This is a genomic window from Elusimicrobiota bacterium (genome assembly GCA_026388095.1).
Taxonomy (GTDB): Bacteria; Elusimicrobiota; Elusimicrobia; order UBA1565; family UBA9628; genus UBA9628.
Window position 1 is genome coordinate 21,749 of sequence record JAPLKL010000070.1, and the last position, 16,653, is coordinate 38,401.

Here is a 16,653-nt window from a genome sequence, read left to right on the forward strand (position 1 = left end):
ATCTGACGAAAAGCTTGGGCAGGGCGGGACTCGAACCCGCATGGCCTTGCGGCCGACGGATTTTAAGTCCGTTGCGTCTGCCAGTTCCGCCACCTGCCCTTGGCCTGTAGATTCAAGCATTTTTCATGATTCCGCCGAAGGCGCCGCCGCACGCATGTGGCCAAATGGCGGCCAAAGTTTGTTGAATGGGGAGCGATAGCTGTCAGGAGACGATTTGACTAAACCACTGCTCAAGATTCAGAAGGTGCATTCGGCCGCCATCCTCCCCGGCTACGCCCATCCAGGGGATGCCGGGCTGGACCTTCATGCCGTAGAGGCGGCCACGCTGCCCGCGGGAAAGAGCGGCTTGGTCCGCACAGGCCTCAAGGTCGAACTGCCGCGCGGCACCGAGGCCCAGATCCGGCCCAGGAGCGGCTTGGCTTTGAAATCCTCGGTTACCGTGCTTAATTCCCCGGGCACCATCGATGAGGGCTATCGCGGAGAGGTCGGGGTCATCCTCATCAACCACGGCCAGAAGCCCTTCGCGATCGCGCCCGGGATGCGCATCGCCCAATTGGTGGTGAATCCCGTCCTGACCGTCCGCGTGAAGGAAGTCCCCCGCCTCTCCGAAAGCCATAGGGCCTCCGGGGGCTTCGGGTCCACGGGCAGATAGCCGGCCCTGAAGAAGGGCCTGTGGCGCCTCCGTCCGCCCCATGCTATGATAGCCGTATCCTGGAGGCCTTCATATGAGACGATTGACCTGGGCTTTGCTCCCGTTGCTCGCCTTGCTCAACGGCTGCCCGCAGCGCAAGACCGCGACCGCGGTCCCCGCCGCGTCGCCCGATTACGAATCGGTCCGCCAGCGCTCCGAGCAGTCCCACCAAAGCCTGGACCAGCAGCAGGTTCCCAGCCAGACGCCCTGACGCTCCGCGCGTCTAATTGCCGAGGAGCTTGTCGAGCAGGCCGCCCAAAGCGGCCTTGACCCGGGCGTAGTTGGCCTCGATGGAGGAGCCTGAGACCTCAGGGGCGAGCACCGGCGCGCCGCTCTTGAAGCGCTCCACCGCCGGCACGGTCTGCTCACGGTAGATCTTCATGCGTTCCTTGAAGACGTCGGCCTTGTCGTCGGCCCGGCCGCGCGCCAGGATGCGGCGCAGGAGCTCGCCTTCCGGGACTTTGAGCTCGATGACGCCGTCCACGCCGGCATCGCCCAGCATCTCCTGCAGGGCCGCGGCCTCCTCGGACCGGCGCGGGAAGCCGTCCAAGATGAAGCCGCGCTCTTTGATGTCGGACTGGGAGAGGCGCTGGCGGACCACGTCGAGCACCAGCTTGGAGTCCACGAGCTTGCCCGTGGCCATGACCTTGGCCACCTCGGGATGGGTCGCCGCGTAGGAGCGCAGAAGCTCGCCCACGGAGATATGCACGACGCCGTATTCCGCCGCGATCTTCTCGGAGTAGGTCCCCTTGCCCGAGCCCGGGGGCCCCGTGATGATCAGGCGCAGAGGCTTGGACGCGACCGGAGCCGCGGCCGGGGCTTCGGGGACCGAGACCGCGTCCGAGACCGCAGGCTTGGCTCCGTCGAAGGTGTGCGCGGCCTGGACGGCCAGCGTCTCGACCGGGGTCTCGGGCTGCTGCTTGGCTTCGGAGATCGTCTGCGCGGCCGCGGCCAGGCCGGCCTGGATCGGCAAGGCCTGGGTCTCGATCGCGGCGGTCTGCGTCAGGGCCGGCGCCGGGGCGGCCAGGACTCTCGGGGCCGGGGCGAAGGGCATGGCCGACCAGATGGAGACCAAGGACGGCGCGGCCAAAGTCGGATTGGAGAGGATGTTCAGCGGCTGGAGGATGGAGCCGATGACCGGGACCGGGGTCCCGGGCGAACTGCGGCTGATGGTCTGGACCTGGAGGAGCGCGGCCTGGCCCGCGGGCGGGCCCGCGACCAGGAGAAGAGCGGAAAGGATGAATAGCCGGCGCTTCATCCCTAATAGTTTAGAGGGGCCGGCCCGAGGGCGCCTGGGTCTATGTGCCTCCCGAAGGGGGGGTCTTTGGGCCTGTTAGCGCGTCATGCGATAGATGATGGCGAGGATGACCCAGACCACGATGCCGACCAAGGCGCCGATCATGCCGGCCCACAGGCCGCCCGGCTTCTCCTTGGGGCCCCTCTGGCCGGGGAATACCTCGTCGAGGGCGGTGTTGATCTCCTTGGAGGTGTAGCCGCGCTCGCGCAGGACCTGCTCCACCTGGGGCCAGGGGACGGTGCTGGTGTTGTCGCGGATGAACTCCACGAGCTCGTAGTTCCTTCGCTCTTCATCCATGGCGCAGGGGGGATTTTAAGTCAATTGGAGCCCGTATGCAAGATGATTCCTAGGAGGCCGGGATATGGGCTTTTTCCAGGCCGCGGTCTATGAGCCGGGCCAGCAGCGCTAGCCGGCGCTGCTGCGGGACCGACAGGGCGCGCCCAGTCCGGCGCGGCACGACCCGGAAGCGGCGCGTCCTGAGGAAGCACGGCTCGGCTGAACCGGGAGGCATGAGGTCCACGCTCAGGGCCCGGCCGGCCACCACCAACTCCAGCCGGATGGCGCTGAATCCCGGCTCCTTGACCTCGCGCACCGGCCCGAATCTCACGTCCTTGAAGGCCGCGGGCTTGGCCCGGCGCAGCAGGCCGATGAGGCCTTGGACCGCGCGGGCCTCGGCAGAGGGCGCCGGACTCATGCGGAGCTAGGCGGCCAAGCCCCAGCGCTTCGCTTCGGCCACGGAAGTCAGCCCCTCCAGGACGAGCCGGACCAGGTTCTCCCGGAACGGCGTCATGCCGTCGGCGCGCGCCGCCTGGAGCCAGTCCTCATCCGAAACGCCGGTCTTGAGCAGGGGCTTGAGTCCCGGGCCCACGGTCAGGAGCTCGAAGGCCGGGGCCACGCCGCGGAAGCCCGTGTTGAGGCAGGCCGGGCAGCCCACGGGCCGGCCCAGCTTCTGCCCGGCCGGCTCACCTCCGAGAAGACTCGATTCCTCGGCCTTGGCCGCGTCCAGCCGGTGGCAGGGGCAAAGACGCCTGGGCAGCCGGTGCGCGCACGCTCCCAGCAGCGCCTGGCGCACCAGGTCCTGCGCCAGCTCCATGTCGAAGAGCCTGCGCAGGGCGGCCAAGGCGCTGTCGCAGGGCAAGGCGCCCAGCACCAGCACCCCGCGCGAGGCGGCCTGGAGCGCCTCGCGCATGGTCTCCGGGTCCGCCAGCTCCGCGATGACCAGCACATCCGGCTTGCGCGCCAGCATCCCCTTGAGGAACTCCGCGTGCTCCTTGGAGGCCGGCTGCGCCACGGAGATGGACACTCCGGGCGCGTCGTAATGGTGATGGGCCAGCAAAGCGAAGGCGTTGCGGCCTTTCTTGGCCAAGGCCGCGGCCGCGGCGAGCATGGCGGTCTTCTTGCCGGTGCCGGAAAGGCCGGCGTGGAGGATCAGCCCGCCCCTGGAATCGAGCAGCGCCTCGTAGCGGTCCAGGTCCTTCGGCGCCAGGCCCAGCTCGTGCGGGTCCAGGATGGGCTTGGGCGGCCCCTCCAGGTGGATGTCCACCCGCTCGCCGTGGATGGTGGGCAGGACGCGGATGATGGCCAGCGGGGTCTGGGACTCCGGGTCCCGGCCGGCCTCGGCCTTGCCTTCCTGCGGCCGGCGTCTCTGGCTGAGGTCCATCCCGGCCATGGCCTTGAAGCGCGCGGCCAGAGCGCGGTGATAGGGCAAAGACAGCTCCAGGATCGGGACCAGCATGCCGCCCAGGCGGTACTGCAGCAGGCTCACCCAGGAGCCGGGCAAAGCCGTGATGTCGCTGGCCCCGCGGCGATGAGCGTCGAGCATGATGATCGAGGCCAGGCGCACCGCGGGATGCGCGGTCCGCGAGCCCTCGGCCGGCTCCGGCGCGTCGGCCAGCTCGAGGAGCTGGCGCAGGCCCAGGTCGCAGAGCGCCGGGGCCACGGAGCGCAGGATGTCCAGGAGGTCGTTGAGATTCTCCTCATGGGAGTCCGTGGAGACCAAGGATTCCCCGGCGCAGACCTCGTCGCGGCGGGCCCGCTTCTCCTCGTGGAGCAGGCGCATGAAGGCCCGGCAGGCCCGTTCCAGGTCCAGGAAAGCCGCGCGCAGGCGGTTGGCCAGCTCGGCCGCGTCGTCGTCCGGCGCCTCGCGCACCATCCGCCCGGCCCGGGCCGCCCAGGACGAGTAAGGACCTTCGAGGAATCCCTTGGCGGACTCGAAGGCGGCCCAGCGGCCGGCGTGGAACTCCTGGCGCAGGGCCTCCAACTGCAGGCCCAATATCTCCGCCGCCATGATGGCCGCTTGCTTGAGCTTCTTCGGGTCGGGCGCGGGACTGCCTTCAGGCATGGGCGGCCTCTCTCGGGCGGCTTTCCTTGGGGATGAACGGGATTACGAGGAAGCCTGGGATGGTGGCCAGGCACACGACCAGGTAGAAGTGCTGGTAGCCCAGGGCCAGCTGGATCTTGCCGCTGACCATGCCCGGCAGCATCATGCCCAAGGCCATGATGCCGGTGGAGATGGCGTAGTTCGAGGTCGGGTAGGGGCTCTCTCCGGCGCGCATGAGCAGGTAGACGGTGAAAGCCGAGAAGCCCACGCCGTAGCCGAACTGCTCCGCGGCCACCAGGACCCCGGCCAAGGCCGCGGGCGGCTGGGCGTAGGCCATCCAGAGGAAGAAGACATCGGGCAGGTGCAAAGCCAGGACCATGGGCCAAAGGCAGCGCTTGAAGCCGTAGCGCGAGATGAGCCAGCCGCCCAAAATGCCGCCCACCACCAGGCCGCCGACGCCCACGGTCCCGTAGACCACGCCCACCTGCGAGGTGCTCAGCCCCAGTCCGCCGGCCGAGCGCGGGTCGAGCAAAAAGGGCGCGGCGAGCTTGACCAGCATGGCCTCGGCCAGCCGGTAGAGCAGGATGAAGGCCAAGGTGGCGCCGATCTTTTCCTGGCGGAAATAGGAGGCCAGGATCTCCCAGAAGGAGGCCCCTTCGGACTCCTTGCGCGCCGCGGCCCCGTCGCGGTCCGGCCAGGGCAAGGCCCAGCGGTGGTAGAAGACGAAGCCCGCGAACATCACGGCCGGCACGGCCATGACCAGCGTCCAGCTCATGGGGATGTTCCCGGTGGAGATCTCCAGGATGCCGGCGACGTAGACCAGCAGGCCCGAGCCGAAGATCATGGCCAGCCGGTAGAAGGTGGAGCGGATGCCGGCGAAGAGGGCCTGGTCCTCGGGGCTCAAGGCCAGCATGTAGAAGCCGTCGGCCGCGATGTCGTGCGTGGCCGAGATGAAGGCGCCGACGGTGAAGAAGAACAGGGACATGACGAAGAAGCGGCCGCTGCGCAATGACAGGGCCGCGGCGCCCAGGGCCGCGGCCATGGCCGCCTGCGTGCCCAGGATCCAGTTGCGCTTGGTGGAGACCATGTCCACGGCGGGGCCCCAGAACATCTTGATGACCCAGGGCAGATAGAGCCAGCTCGTCCAGAACGCGATGCTGTCGTTGGCGATGCCCAGGCGCTTGTAGAGGATGACCGAGACCGTATTGATGAGGACGTAAGGCAGGCCTTCGGCCAGGTAGAGGGTGGGGATGAAGCGCCAGGGGCCGGCTTTTACGGGCGGCATGGCCCGGATTCTATCATTAACGACGGCCGTCCGGACCACGATGCGGAGCCGCGTTCAGTTGTGGATCCCGGCGGATTCCCGGGCTCCGTCCCCATGGTTTTTATGCTGGTCGGGGTGGGGCAGGAAGGCTCGGGCCTCCTCGGGCGAGATGCCGTTGCTGTCGACGAGGGCCCGGATCGCCATTTCCATGGACTGCATGCCCTCGCGTCTGCCGGTCTGGATGACGCCGGGGATCTGGTAAGACTTGGCTTCGCGGATCAGATTGGAGACGGCCGGCGTCCCGATGAGGATCTCCAGCGCCGCGACCCGGCCGCCCTGCAGGCCGCGCAGGAGGGTCTGCGAGATGACGCCCTGCAGGGACTCGGCGAGCATGGTCCGTATCTGGGCCTGCTGGCCGGTGGGGAAGACGTTGATGATGCGGTCCACGGTCTTGGCCGCGCTGCTGGTGTGCAGCGTTCCGAAGACCAGGTGCCCGGTCTCGGCCGCCGTGATGGCCAGCTCGATGGTCTCCAGGTCGCGCATCTCGCCGACCAAGATGACATCCGGGTCTTCGCGCAAGGCGGCGCGCAGGGCGGTGGCGAAGGAATCCGTATGGGCGCCCACTTCCCTTTGGTTGACGAGGCTCTTTTGGCAGACATGGACGAACTCGATGGGGTCTTCGATGGTCAGGATATGATCGGTCTGCGTCCGATTGATATGGTCCACCAAGGCGGCCAGAGTGGTCGATTTCCCGCTGCCGGTGCCGCCGGTCACCAGCACGAGGCCTTTGGGCAGGTCGCAGAACCGCAGGATGGATTCGGGCAGGCCCAACTGCTGCACGGTCTTGATCTCGGCCGGGATCAGCCGGAAGACGGCGCTGATGCCGAGACGTCCCACGTAGACATTGGCGCGGAAGCGCGCCTGGAGCGCATCCACGGGGTAGGCGAAATCCAGGTCGTGGGTCTTCTCGAATTCCGCGCGCTGATGGTCCAGCATGATCTCATAGAGGAGAGCGTGGTTCTCCAGCGCGGACATGGGCTCGGGTTGCAAGGGCTTTAGGCTGCCGGCGACGCGTCCGATGGGAGGATTGCCGGGCGACAGATGCAGGTCCGAGCCGTTGTGGTCGCGCAGGGTCTTCAGAAGTCGGTCTAGCTTCGCCATCGGTATCGTCTCCTTGGTGCGGGTGCGGGCTGCCGAGTAAAGACCTGACCTAGTCGAGTTTCTCGTACACCGGCTGATACTGCATCCGGCGCATGTGCTCCAGCAGATGCTTGGGCCGAGGCTGGTCCGTCAGGCCGCGCGCGTAGGCGACTTCCGCCGTGGCCGCGGCGATGCGGGCCGAGATCTCCCGGATGTGGCTGAGCGCCGGGAAGAGCCGCCCCTTGGCCAGGTCCTGGGACGAGGTCATCTCCGCCAAGACCTTGGCGGAAGCGAAGAACATCTCGTCCGTGACCCGCTTGGCCTCGCAGACCGCCACTCCCAGCCCGACGCCCGGGAAGACATAGGCGTTGTTGGACTGGCCGGGCACGAAGGTCTTGCCCTTGTGGTTGCAGGGCGGGAAAGGAGAGCCGCTGGCGAAGATCGCGCGGCCGTCGGACCAGTCGTAGGCCTCATGCGCCGTGCATTCCGCCTTGGAGGTCGGGTTGGAGAGCGCGAAGATGATCGGGCGCCGGTTGATCCTGGTCATCTCGCGGACGATCTCGCGGGTGAACTGCTTGGGCTGCCCGGAGACCCCGATGAGGGCCGTGGGCTTGAGGTCCTTGACCGCGGCCCAGAGGTCCTTGAGGGGCGCGTGCCGGTGCGCGTAGGGCTTCTTGTGCTCGGCCAGGTCGCCGCGTCCGGACTGCACCAGGCCCTTGGAGTCCACGAACCAGCAGTGCCCGCGGGCCTCTTCCAGGGAGAGCCCTTCGGCGGCCATCGCGCTCGCGCAGAGCTCCGCGATCCCGATGGCCGCTTCGCCGGCCCCCAGGAAGAGCAGGGTGTGGTCCGTGAGCTTCCCGCCGGTCAGGCGCAGGGAGCTGTAGAGACCGGCCAGGGCCACCGAAGCGGTGCCCTGGATATCGTCGTTGAAGGTGCAGATCCGGTCCCGGTACTTGGCCAGCAGGCGGAAGGCGTTGTGGCCGGCGAAGTCCTCGAACTGGATGAGGACCTTGGGGAAGACCTCCCGGGCCGCGCGGATGAACTCGTCGACGAAGGCGTCGTAGGCGGCGCCCGTGATCCGCTTCTTGCGGATGCCGATGTAGAGCTGGTCCTTGATGAGCGCCTCGTTGTTGGTCCCTGCGTCGAGCATGACCGGGAGGCACTGCCGCGGCGGCACTCCCGCGCAGGCCGTATAGAGCGCCAGCTTGCCGACCGGGATGCCCATGCCGTTGGCGCCGAGGTCGCCCAGGCCCAGGATGCGCTCGCCGTCCGTCACCACGATGACCCGCACGTCGCGGTGCGGCCAGTTGCGCAGGATCCGCTTGATCTGGCCGCGGTACTCCCGGGAGATGTACACGCCGCGCGGCCGCCGGTAGATGTGGCCGTAGGCCTGGCAGGCCTGGCCGACCACCGGGGTGTAGATGATGGGCATGGTCTCTTCGATGTTGTCCACCACCATGCGATAGAACAGGGTCTCGTTGCGGTCCTGCAGGGCCGTCATCATGATGAACTTGCCCAGCGGATCGGTCACTCGGCGGAAGTTCTCTACCACCCGCGCGGTTTGCTCGGCTATGGTGCTGACATGGGGCGGCAGCAGTCCCAGCAGGCCCAGGCGGAACCGTTCAGCCTCGGTGAAAGCCGTGCCCCGGTTCTGGCTGGGGTCGCGGAGGATGTCCAGGGCGCGGCGGTTCTTGAAAAGGGGGCGGTGGTTTTTCATGTATTAATGCTACTAATAGTCCATCGGGGCTGTACAGAGGGCGGCTGGCGGATTATGTTATCATAGCGCGATGAGAGCGCGGCCGACGGTGATCCTGGCGCTGTGCGGGCTTTTGCTGGGCTCCGGGGCCTGCCGCCGCGAGCCGGCGGCACCGCAGGACCCTTCCAGTGATCCGGGTTATTTCGACTATCTCAACCTGGATGTCTTCCGGCCCCGTTTCGTGGAGATCCTGGCCGCCGATGGCCGGCTTCACTATGCGACACGATACTATCCGATCGGGCGCAGGGCCCAAGAATTCGCCGCGGAGAAGGAGCCCGGGACCCGGCGCATCTTCGTGCTGGGCGGTTCCGTGGCCCAGCGCTACGACAGCGATGGGCGCAGACCTCGCCTCCCGGACATTTGGGACGCGGTCTTCCCGGGCGAGAAGACGGAATTGATCAACTGCGGCTCCACGGGCTATGACAGCAACCGCGACCGGATACGGCTCGAAGAAGTGCTGGGGTACCGGCCCGACGCGGTCGTCCTCATGAGCGGGGTCAACGAGTCGAAAGCGCTGCCTCGCGCCTGGCTGGCCAAGGCCTATATGGCCTGCGCTGGGATCCCTATCGCGGGCAGGGTCTGCCGGAAGATCATGGAGGGGGCCATGGCGCTGGAATGGGCCGTCTCGGACCAGAGGAGCCCGAAGAAGTTCGAGAACAACGTCCGGGAGATGGCCCGTTCGGCGCGCGGACGCGGGGTCACCCTCGTCTTCTGCACGCTCCCGGTCAATCTGCGCGATATGCCGCCGCGGGGCTCCCTGCCGTTGGCCGACGAGGATTTCTTCGCCGCCTGGGCCGCCTACGAGAACGGCCATGGCCCGCAAGCCGCGCTCCTCTGGAGCGGATATCTGGCCAAGCACCCCGACGACGCCCTGGCGCATTTTTTCCTCGCGAAGTGCTGCGATCGCGCCGGGGACATCGCGCAGGCCAAGAAACACTACACCTTGGCGGAGAACCTCGGACGGGGCGCTCCCGTTCCGGAGCTCAACAAGTCCTTGCGGCGCTCGCGGCCGAGGAAGGCCAGGTCGTGGCCGATCTGGAACGGGAGTTCGAAGCCGTCTCGCCCCAAGGCATCATCGGCGGCGACATCATGGAGGACGACGTGCATTGGAGCCGTTTCGCCGATCCGCTGGTCAGTCTGACCATCGCCCAGGCCCTGGCCCGGGAGAGGTGCCGGACGGCGGATTGCGCGAAGCTGGCCGGACTGGGGAGGACCATCCCGCAGGAGGCGCGCCGCCGATCCGAAGGCGCGGCCGCGCGGAGATCGTGGCAAGGATTCTACAGCTACATGTGGAAGCCCTTCGCCGAGTACCGGCAGGAGTATTCGGAAAGGGTCGTGGCCCTCATCGAGTCCATCCACCGCGGCAACCCCCAGCTCCTGCGCGAGGCCATCGGGCTCAAGTCGTGGCTCAAGTCGGCGGCGCGGGAGAATCCCGGCGAGAGCCCCGAGACCATAGAGAAGTGGTGGCCGCCGCTGCTCGCGCACGTCGGGGAATTCTTCCGGCGGCGCGGCGATCATGCCCAAGCCCTGCGCTTCTTCGAGGAAGCCCTGCGGCAGGAGCCCCGGCTGGAGGCGGCCCGAATGTCCCTGGGGGTGACGTATCTGGCGCTGGGGCAGAAGGAGCGCGCCCTGGCCGAGCTGGGCGGCCTGAAAGAGAAGCCGGAGGCGCGCCATTGGATCCGATACTACGAATCCGCGGCGGCCGGCGCCAAGGACCCGCTCCGCCCGTAGGCCTGGCTACCGCCTCTTTTGCCGCAGCGCGGCGGCCGCGTCCAGAAGCTGCCGCCGGAGCTGCAGCATTCCTGGCGGGGGCTGGATCGCCAGGGCCCGCTCATAGACCCGCAGCGCCTGGTCGTCCTGCCCTTGACCGGCGTAGAGGGTTCCCAGCGAAAGATAGGCTTCCAGTCCCTCGGGATACAGCTTGATCGCCCGCTCCAGATCGGCTCGCGCGCCCTCCCTGTCCCCGGACATGTACTCGCATATCGCCTGGTCGCTGTAATCCTTTGCCACGGCCCCGGAGCCGAGGACCCGCCCCTTCCATAGCCGCAGCGCCTGAGCGCAGTCGCCAAGGAACTGGTAATCTCGGGCGATCCTGCGCAGATTCTCCGCGGAGGGGTCCAGACTTTCCGCCCGCTGCAGCGCGGCCAGCGCCTCGTCGCGGCGGCCCGACTCCAGCAGCAGCTCGGCCCGCTCGACCTGCGCCGGGGCGTCGCCGGGGCGCAGCTTGACGATCCGGTCCGCCACGGCCAAAGCGCGGTCCGGCTCCTTGAGCCCGCGGTAAAGCCTCAGCATCCGCTCCAGCTGCGGCTCTTTCGGGCCGATGCTCTGCGCCCGCTGCAGCGCGGCCAGCGCCTCGTCGCGGCGGCCCGACTCCAGCAGCAGCTCGGCCCGCTCGATATGCGCCGGGGCGTCGCCGGGGCGCAGCTTGACGATCCGGTCCGCCACGGCCAAAGCGCGGTCCGGCTCCTTGAGCCCGCGGTAGAGCCCCAGCATCCGGACCAGGTCGGCATCTTTGGGGCCGAGGCTCTGCGCCCGCTGCAGCGCGGCCAGCGCCTCGTCGCGGCGGCCCGACTCCAGCAGCAGCTCGGCCCGCCCGATCTGCGCCGCGGCGTCGTCGGGGGGCGGCTTGACGATCCGGTCCGCCACGGCCAAAGCGGGGCCCGGCTCCTTGAGGCCGCGGGAGAGCCCCAGCATCCGTTTCGGACCGGGATTCTTCGGTGCGATGCTCTGCGCCCGCCTCAGCGCGGCCGGCGCCTCGTCGCGGCGGCCCGACTTCAGCGGTAGCCCGGCCCGCGCGATAGGAGCGGCGGCATCGGAAAGCGGGACGCTCCCGAAGCCCTCCTTGAGCAGGGCCTCCGCGATGTTCCGGGCCAGCAGTTCGTTGCCCTTGAGGGTGCAATGTCCGAAATCCCCGCCGAACATGTCCATGAAATATGCGTCAAAAGAGCTTTTCGCCACGGCCTCCCGGAAAACGCGCTGGTTGTCGATGAAGATGACTCCCTCCTCGTGCCCCCGCAGCATCCTCTTCAAGGGCGCTAGGCTGCGCATCGGGTACTGGGCGCAGGCCAACCGGATCCTCCTGCGGTCCAATATCATCTTCAAACGGCGATAGTTCTCGACCAGGATCGGGCTGTAGAGCTCCAGTCTCAGCTTCTCCGCCCGGTCGCGAGCCAGCCGCGCGAGCTCAGGCTCGCCCAGCCTCGAGTATGCCGTCGCCAAGCCCGCATAGATCTTGTCGTCCAGAGAGAGGTCCTTGAGGCGGATCTTCTCGAGCAAGGTCCGCAGCCGCGACAAGTCCCCGCGCGCGAAGTATGCGGACCACAGCACGCCCTCGATCGCCCTCTCGTTGGCGGGGTTCGCTTCCAATGCCTTCCCGAAGAACAGCAGCGCTTGGTCGAAATCGCGCCGGCCCTGATGAGCCGCTCCCAGGCCGAAATAGACCTCGTCGACGGCAAAGTCAGGGTGGAGGGCGAGGGCTTTCGAGAACCACTTCTCCCCTTCCTTGAATCTGGCTTGCCTTATAGACAACCGGCCCAGCGCGATGCAGAGAGGGACCGCTCCGGGATCCCGGGACACGCCTTCCAGCATCACGGATTCGGCCGCCTGGAACTGGCCCAGGGAGCTGTAGGACTCCCCCAGCCCTTCGTAGCCCGCGCTGTTGCGAGGATCCAGCTCCAAGGCCTTTTTGAACTGCGCGACGGCTTGAGCATAGTCGCCGCGATCGCTGTAGGACCAGCCCCGACGGATATGCCCGCCAGGGTCGTCCGCCGCCTTCATGGGACCTCGGCTCGAATTGGTCTGGTCTCCCGGGGTCCCGTGCCGACCTTGGCGGGCATCGCGCCAAAGCAGGCAGGCCAGCCTATAGGCGCGCAGATGCCGGAACAGGAATCCTTCCGATGCCGGGACGTCGGCGTAGTAACGCACGCTGCGGTCGTTGATGCCCATCATGGCGACCACCAGATCGGGCCGATAGAGATCGAGGTCGGATTCCAGCCTGTTCAACAAAGCCGAGGACTGCACCCCGACAACGCCCCGATCGATGACGCTGAACTCTATGCCGACATCGCGCTTGTTGAGGGCTTCTTCCAGGAACTTCGGGTATTGCGCGCGGGTGGTGGATTCGCCTATGCACATGATGCGATAGACGCCTTTCCGCCGCAGGGAGGCCGCGTTGCGGAGCTCCTGCAGGCTCAGCAGCGCGAATCCGGCCAGACGGAGCGACGCTTCCAGGATCAGGAAGGTCAGAAGGAGCCCGGCTGCGGCAAGGCCCAGCTTGCGCGCGGCCGAGAGCGCCTCCGTCCTGGCCGTGGCCATGCGCAAGAGTATAGTAAATCGAATGCTGATCCAAGATCGCCGCGGCACCGGACGCCTTGCTTCCCACCGGGGCATCTGTTAAGCTTCTGATTCGAGGGCCGCACGCCGGGCTTCCCGATCATGGCGAAACTCCTCTTTCTCCAGAATTTCGACTACGAATTCTTGGGGCCGGCGTACGTGTCCGCCATGCTCAAAAGGCACGGGCACGAGGCCCGCCTCAAGCTCGGCCGCTCTTTGCCGGACTTCCGAGCGGCCATAGAATCCTTCCAGCCGGACCTCGTGGGATTCTCGCTCATGAGCGGCGAACAACTATGGGCCGTGGACCTCGCCCGGCAGATCAAGAAAGCCTACGGCATCCGCAACGTCTTCGGCGGCCCGCATCCGACGTTTTCGCGGGGCTTCATCGAAGTGGCGGGGGTCGATCTGGTCGTCCGGGGCGAGGCGGAGGAGACGGCCCGCGACATCATGGAGCGCGTGGGCCGCGGCCAGGACCTGGGCGGGATCCCCAACACCGAGCTCAAGCGCGAGGATGGGACCATCCTGCGCTGCGAGGTGCGCGATCTCCCCGCGGACCTCGACGACTACCCTTTCCCGGATCGGACCCTGTACGCGGAACTCAAGGGCCGGATCGACACCACGGTGCGCAACGTCATCACGTCCAGAGGCTGCCCGTTCAATTGCAGTTTTTGCTTCGAGAGCACGCGGCGCGAGATGTACAAGGGGAAGGGCAGATACGTCCGCATCAGGAGAATAGACCGGATCATCGAGGAGCTGGTCCTCTTGAAGGCCACGACGGAGGTCCGGATCATCAACTTCTGCGACGACCTGTTCGGCATGGACAAGGGCTGGCTCTATGAGTTCCTGCCGGTCTACAAGAGGGAGATCGGCCTGCCGTTCCACTGCCAAGTCAGGGCCGACATCGTCGCGTCGGATGTCCACTACGCCGCGGCCCTCAAAGAGGGGCTGTGCATGAGCGTGTCCATGGGCGTGGAATCGGGCAACGAACGGCTGCGCAACAAGATCCTCAACAAGCAGCTCAGCGACGACCAGATCATCCGGGCCGCGGAGTATCTCCATAAGGCGGGAGTCCCTTTCCGGTCCTACAACATCATGGGACTTCCGGGCGAGACGCTGGCGGAGGCCTTCTCCACGGTGGACCTCAACATCCGCATCAAGGCCGACAATCCCTGGTGCGCGATCTTCCTGCCCATGGAAGGGACTCACCTGACCGATTCCGCGGTCCAGCTGGGCCAGCTGGACGCCCATTTCGACTATGACCAGCTCAGCCCCAACTATTTCTCGACGGTGTACGTGGCCTCGGAACACAAGAGGGAGCTTGAGAACCTGCACAAATTCTTCCAGACCGCCTGCGCCGCCCCCCGGCTATGGCCGCTGATCAAGGTCCTGATCCGGCTTCCGCAGAATCCCCTCTTCAACCTGTGGTTCTGCGCCGTCTACTTCCACTTTTATCTTAAGGCCTACAGGGGGCGCTTCTGGCCCAGCCTGGTCTTCGCCGTCAATCACGCCCGCCGCATGCTCGAATCGCGTCTGTTTCTCGGGACCCGGACAGGATGCTCTGGGCGAGCCCGAAGACCTCGTTGACGGAGATCGTCTGCAGGCAGCGGTTGTCCCGGCAGGATGATTCCCGATGATTGAGGACGGACAGGCAGGGGGAGCATGGGAAATGCGAATAGACGATCCGGGTGTCCGGGCCGACGGGGCTGAAGACCATGGGCGACTCAGGTCCGAAGATGACGATCTTGGGACAGGGAGTCAGGGAGACCATGTGCGGCAGCCCGCAATCGCTGCTGATCAGGATCCGCGACAGGCAGGCGAGCTCCAGCAGGTCTTCGATGCTCGTCTCGCCCACCAGGTTCAGGCATTTGGGATGGCCGACGGACTGCTGCAGGGCCTTGTCCTTTCCGGTGAGCGGGCGGCTGCCGATGACGAGGACCGCGCGGTCGTCCTCGCGCAGGAGCCTGCGGGAAAGCTCGATGAAATTCTCCAGCGGCCATTCTCTTTCGGGCAGGACGCCCTCGCCGGGATGGATCAGTATCAAGTGCTCCTGAGCGAGCCCATGAGAGCGCAAGCTCTCCCGGATCCGCGCCCGCCCCGCCTGCGTCGGAGCGAATCGCGGATAGACCAGATCCCCCGGGGCGATATTCTCCAGGAATCCCGGGGCATCTTTGCGCGGCTCGGCCAAGGCCGCGGCCAAGGATAGATAGGAGAGGCTGCAGTGGAGCATCGGATTGAACTGGACTTTGTGGGTCAATAGGTCGCCCCGATATAACCCCTCGAAATGATATCTGTGGAATCCGACCCGCTGCCAAGCGCCGGACAGGAACGCGAGGATCGCCGTGAGCCGGGAGAAGAATTCCAGGTCGATCGCCACGTCCACTTTCCGCCGGCGCAGCGCGGATAGGACCCGCGCCGAGCTGACGCATAAGCGCCACAGAGACGCCGTCTCTATCGTGAAGATGTCTTGGGGCCGGATCGCGTCGTTCAACAGCCTGAAGGCGGCCAGATTCTCGGAGAAGGTCAGAAAGGCGATGGTCGCGTCCGGATAGCGCTTCTTGAGGTCCAGGATCAGCGGGTTCGCAAGCACGATCGCGCCCATCTCCGACAGCTTGATGAGGAGGATCCTGCGCACCGGCTTTCCGGCCTCATCCCGGCGGATGCCCAGAAGGCTGGTCAGGCGATGGAGCCAAGTGAGGCCGAAACAAAGGACTTGTCCCGCCCAAAAATCACTCCGGCGCATCACGTTCAGCTCCATGTCACCTCTTCAACAAGAGGCTTTGCGCCTCGGCCAGCCGCTTGCGCAGCGTCTCTTGCCCGGGCGCGGGAGGCCTGGCCAGGGCGGCGGAGTAGACGTCCAGAGCTTCTTTGTGGAGGCGGCTCTCGGTATAGAGATAGCCAAGCGTGATGTAGGCCGGCAAGTAATCCGGGTCCAATTTTATGGAAGATTTCAATTGCACGATGGCTTCCGGCGTCGAGCCGCTCAAATAATGACAGACTCCCATGTCGGCGAAGAGTCTGGCGTTGGACGGCTGCTCCTTTGCCAATTGCCGCAGCAGATCCAGCTCCGGTCCGAACATCTTCAAATCCTGGTAGATCATCGCGGTCCTCAGCCGGTCTTCCTTCCGGCCGAAGGCTTGGACCCGCGCCAGGGACTCCAGCGCCGATTTCCGGTCCCCGGCGCGCGCGGCGAGCTCCGCCTGCTCCAGCCAGGATCGCGATTCATCCGGCGAGTTCTTGGGCGGGGGCGGGCTGGGCGGCATCGCCGGCGGCGCTTGGCGCTCCGCGAGGCTCGCTTGGATGGCGCGCATCCTTGATACTTCCCGCGCATCGAGCTTCGCCGTCCGCACGCGCGCCAGGGATTCCAGCGCCAGCTTCCGGTCCCCCGCGCGCGCGGCGAGGTCCGCCTGCTCCAGCCGCAATTTCGCGTCATCCGGCGAGCTCTTGAGCAGGCTTTGCAGCATTGCCAGCGGCGCGGGGTACTCGCCCAGGTTCGCGTAAATCCCGCGCATTTTCGATCGCTCCCGCGCATCGAGCTTCGCCGTCTGCACGCGCGCCAGAGACTCCAGCGCCAGCTTCCGGTCCCCCGAGCCCGCGGCGAGGTCCGCCTGCTCCAGCCATAATCGCGAGTTCTCCGGCGAGCTCTTGAGCGGGCCTTGAAGCATCGCCAGCGCGGAGTGGTATTCGCCCAGATCGGCGTAGATCCCGCGCAGCCTCGATCGGTCTTGCGCATCGAGCTTCGTCTCCTGCACGCGCGGCAGAGACTCCAGCGCCAGCTTCCGGTCGCCCGCGCGCGCGGCGAGATCCGCCTGCTCCAGCCATAATCGCGAGTTCTCCGGCGAGCTCTTGAGCGGGC

Annotated in this window: 15 protein-coding genes and 1 tRNA gene; 5 read left to right on the forward strand and 11 right to left on the reverse strand. The window is 66.6% G+C overall.

From position 1 onward, the window contains the following. Positions 1-15 precede the first annotated feature (15 nt). A tRNA-Leu gene (locus NTY77_17995) sits at positions 16-99 on the reverse strand. 115 nt (positions 100-214) lie between these two features. Between NTY77_17995 and dut the strand changes: the two genes are divergently transcribed. Further along, positions 215-652, forward strand: a complete 438-nt coding sequence (gene dut, locus NTY77_18000; GenBank protein ID MCX5797387.1) for a dUTP diphosphatase — start codon at positions 215-217, stop codon at positions 650-652. A 73-nt stretch (positions 653-725) separates the two neighbouring features. Then, positions 726-902, forward strand: coding sequence for a hypothetical protein (locus NTY77_18005; GenBank protein MCX5797388.1), 177 nt, complete (start codon positions 726-728; stop codon positions 900-902). Positions 903-914: 12 nt separating this feature from the next. Here the strand turns inward: NTY77_18005 and NTY77_18010 are convergent, their stop codons facing one another. The 7 genes from NTY77_18010 to NTY77_18040 form a co-directional block, all read right to left on the reverse strand. Then, complete coding sequence (locus NTY77_18010) at positions 915-1,949, reverse strand: nucleoside monophosphate kinase (protein ID MCX5797389.1); 1,035 nt, start codon at positions 1,947-1,949, stop codon at positions 915-917. Between the two features lie 75 nt (positions 1,950-2,024). Continuing rightward, positions 2,025-2,285, reverse strand: coding sequence for a hypothetical protein (locus NTY77_18015; protein ID MCX5797390.1), 261 nt, complete (start codon positions 2,283-2,285; stop codon positions 2,025-2,027). Positions 2,286-2,334: 49 nt separating this feature from the next. Further along, entirely contained in the window at positions 2,335-2,682 is a 348-nt protein-coding gene (locus NTY77_18020; GenBank protein ID MCX5797391.1) for a hypothetical protein, read from the reverse strand. A gap of 6 nt (positions 2,683-2,688) precedes the next feature. After that, positions 2,689-4,329, reverse strand: coding sequence for an ATPase, T2SS/T4P/T4SS family (locus tag NTY77_18025; protein MCX5797392.1), 1,641 nt, complete (start codon positions 4,327-4,329; stop codon positions 2,689-2,691). Next, positions 4,322-5,593, reverse strand: coding sequence for an MFS transporter (locus NTY77_18030; GenBank protein MCX5797393.1), 1,272 nt, complete (start codon positions 5,591-5,593; stop codon positions 4,322-4,324). Before NTY77_18030 ends, NTY77_18025 begins: the two co-directional genes overlap by 8 nt. Positions 5,594-5,647: 54 nt before the next feature. Then, complete coding sequence (locus NTY77_18035) at positions 5,648-6,733, reverse strand: type IV pilus twitching motility protein PilT (GenBank protein MCX5797394.1); 1,086 nt, start codon at positions 6,731-6,733, stop codon at positions 5,648-5,650. A 49-nt stretch (positions 6,734-6,782) separates the two neighbouring features. Further along, positions 6,783-8,429 carry an NAD-dependent malic enzyme gene (locus tag NTY77_18040; protein MCX5797395.1) on the reverse strand — a complete coding sequence of 549 codons (1,647 nt, stop codon included), beginning with the start codon at positions 8,427-8,429 and terminating at the stop codon, positions 6,783-6,785. Between the two features lie 70 nt (positions 8,430-8,499). Between NTY77_18040 and NTY77_18045 the strand changes: the two genes are divergently transcribed. Continuing rightward, positions 8,500-9,609 (forward strand): SGNH/GDSL hydrolase family protein, encoded by a 1,110-nt coding sequence (locus tag NTY77_18045; GenBank protein MCX5797396.1) that lies wholly within the window; start codon positions 8,500-8,502, stop codon positions 9,607-9,609. Continuing rightward, positions 9,495-10,199, forward strand: coding sequence for a tetratricopeptide repeat protein (locus NTY77_18050; GenBank protein MCX5797397.1), 705 nt, complete (start codon positions 9,495-9,497; stop codon positions 10,197-10,199). The genes NTY77_18045 and NTY77_18050 overlap by 115 nt, the downstream gene beginning before the upstream one ends. Before the next feature lie 6 nt (positions 10,200-10,205). On the opposite strand, the gene NTY77_18055 is transcribed toward NTY77_18050, so the two are convergent. Beyond that, positions 10,206-12,782, reverse strand: coding sequence for a tetratricopeptide repeat protein (locus NTY77_18055; GenBank protein MCX5797398.1), 2,577 nt, complete (start codon positions 12,780-12,782; stop codon positions 10,206-10,208). A gap of 120 nt (positions 12,783-12,902) precedes the next feature. Here NTY77_18055 and NTY77_18060 point away from each other — a divergent pair, with 120 nt between their 5' ends. Beyond that, entirely contained in the window at positions 12,903-14,384 is a 1,482-nt protein-coding gene (locus NTY77_18060) for a radical SAM protein (protein ID MCX5797399.1), read from the forward strand. Here the strand turns inward: NTY77_18060 and NTY77_18065 are convergent. Continuing rightward, positions 14,299-15,540, reverse strand: a complete 1,242-nt coding sequence (locus NTY77_18065; protein ID MCX5797400.1) for a glycosyltransferase family 9 protein — start codon at positions 15,538-15,540, stop codon at positions 14,299-14,301. The genes NTY77_18060 and NTY77_18065 overlap by 86 nt on opposite strands. Positions 15,541-15,556: 16 nt before the next feature. After that, on the reverse strand, positions 15,557-16,653 hold a 1,097-nt coding region (locus NTY77_18070), incomplete at its 5' end, for a tetratricopeptide repeat protein (protein MCX5797401.1).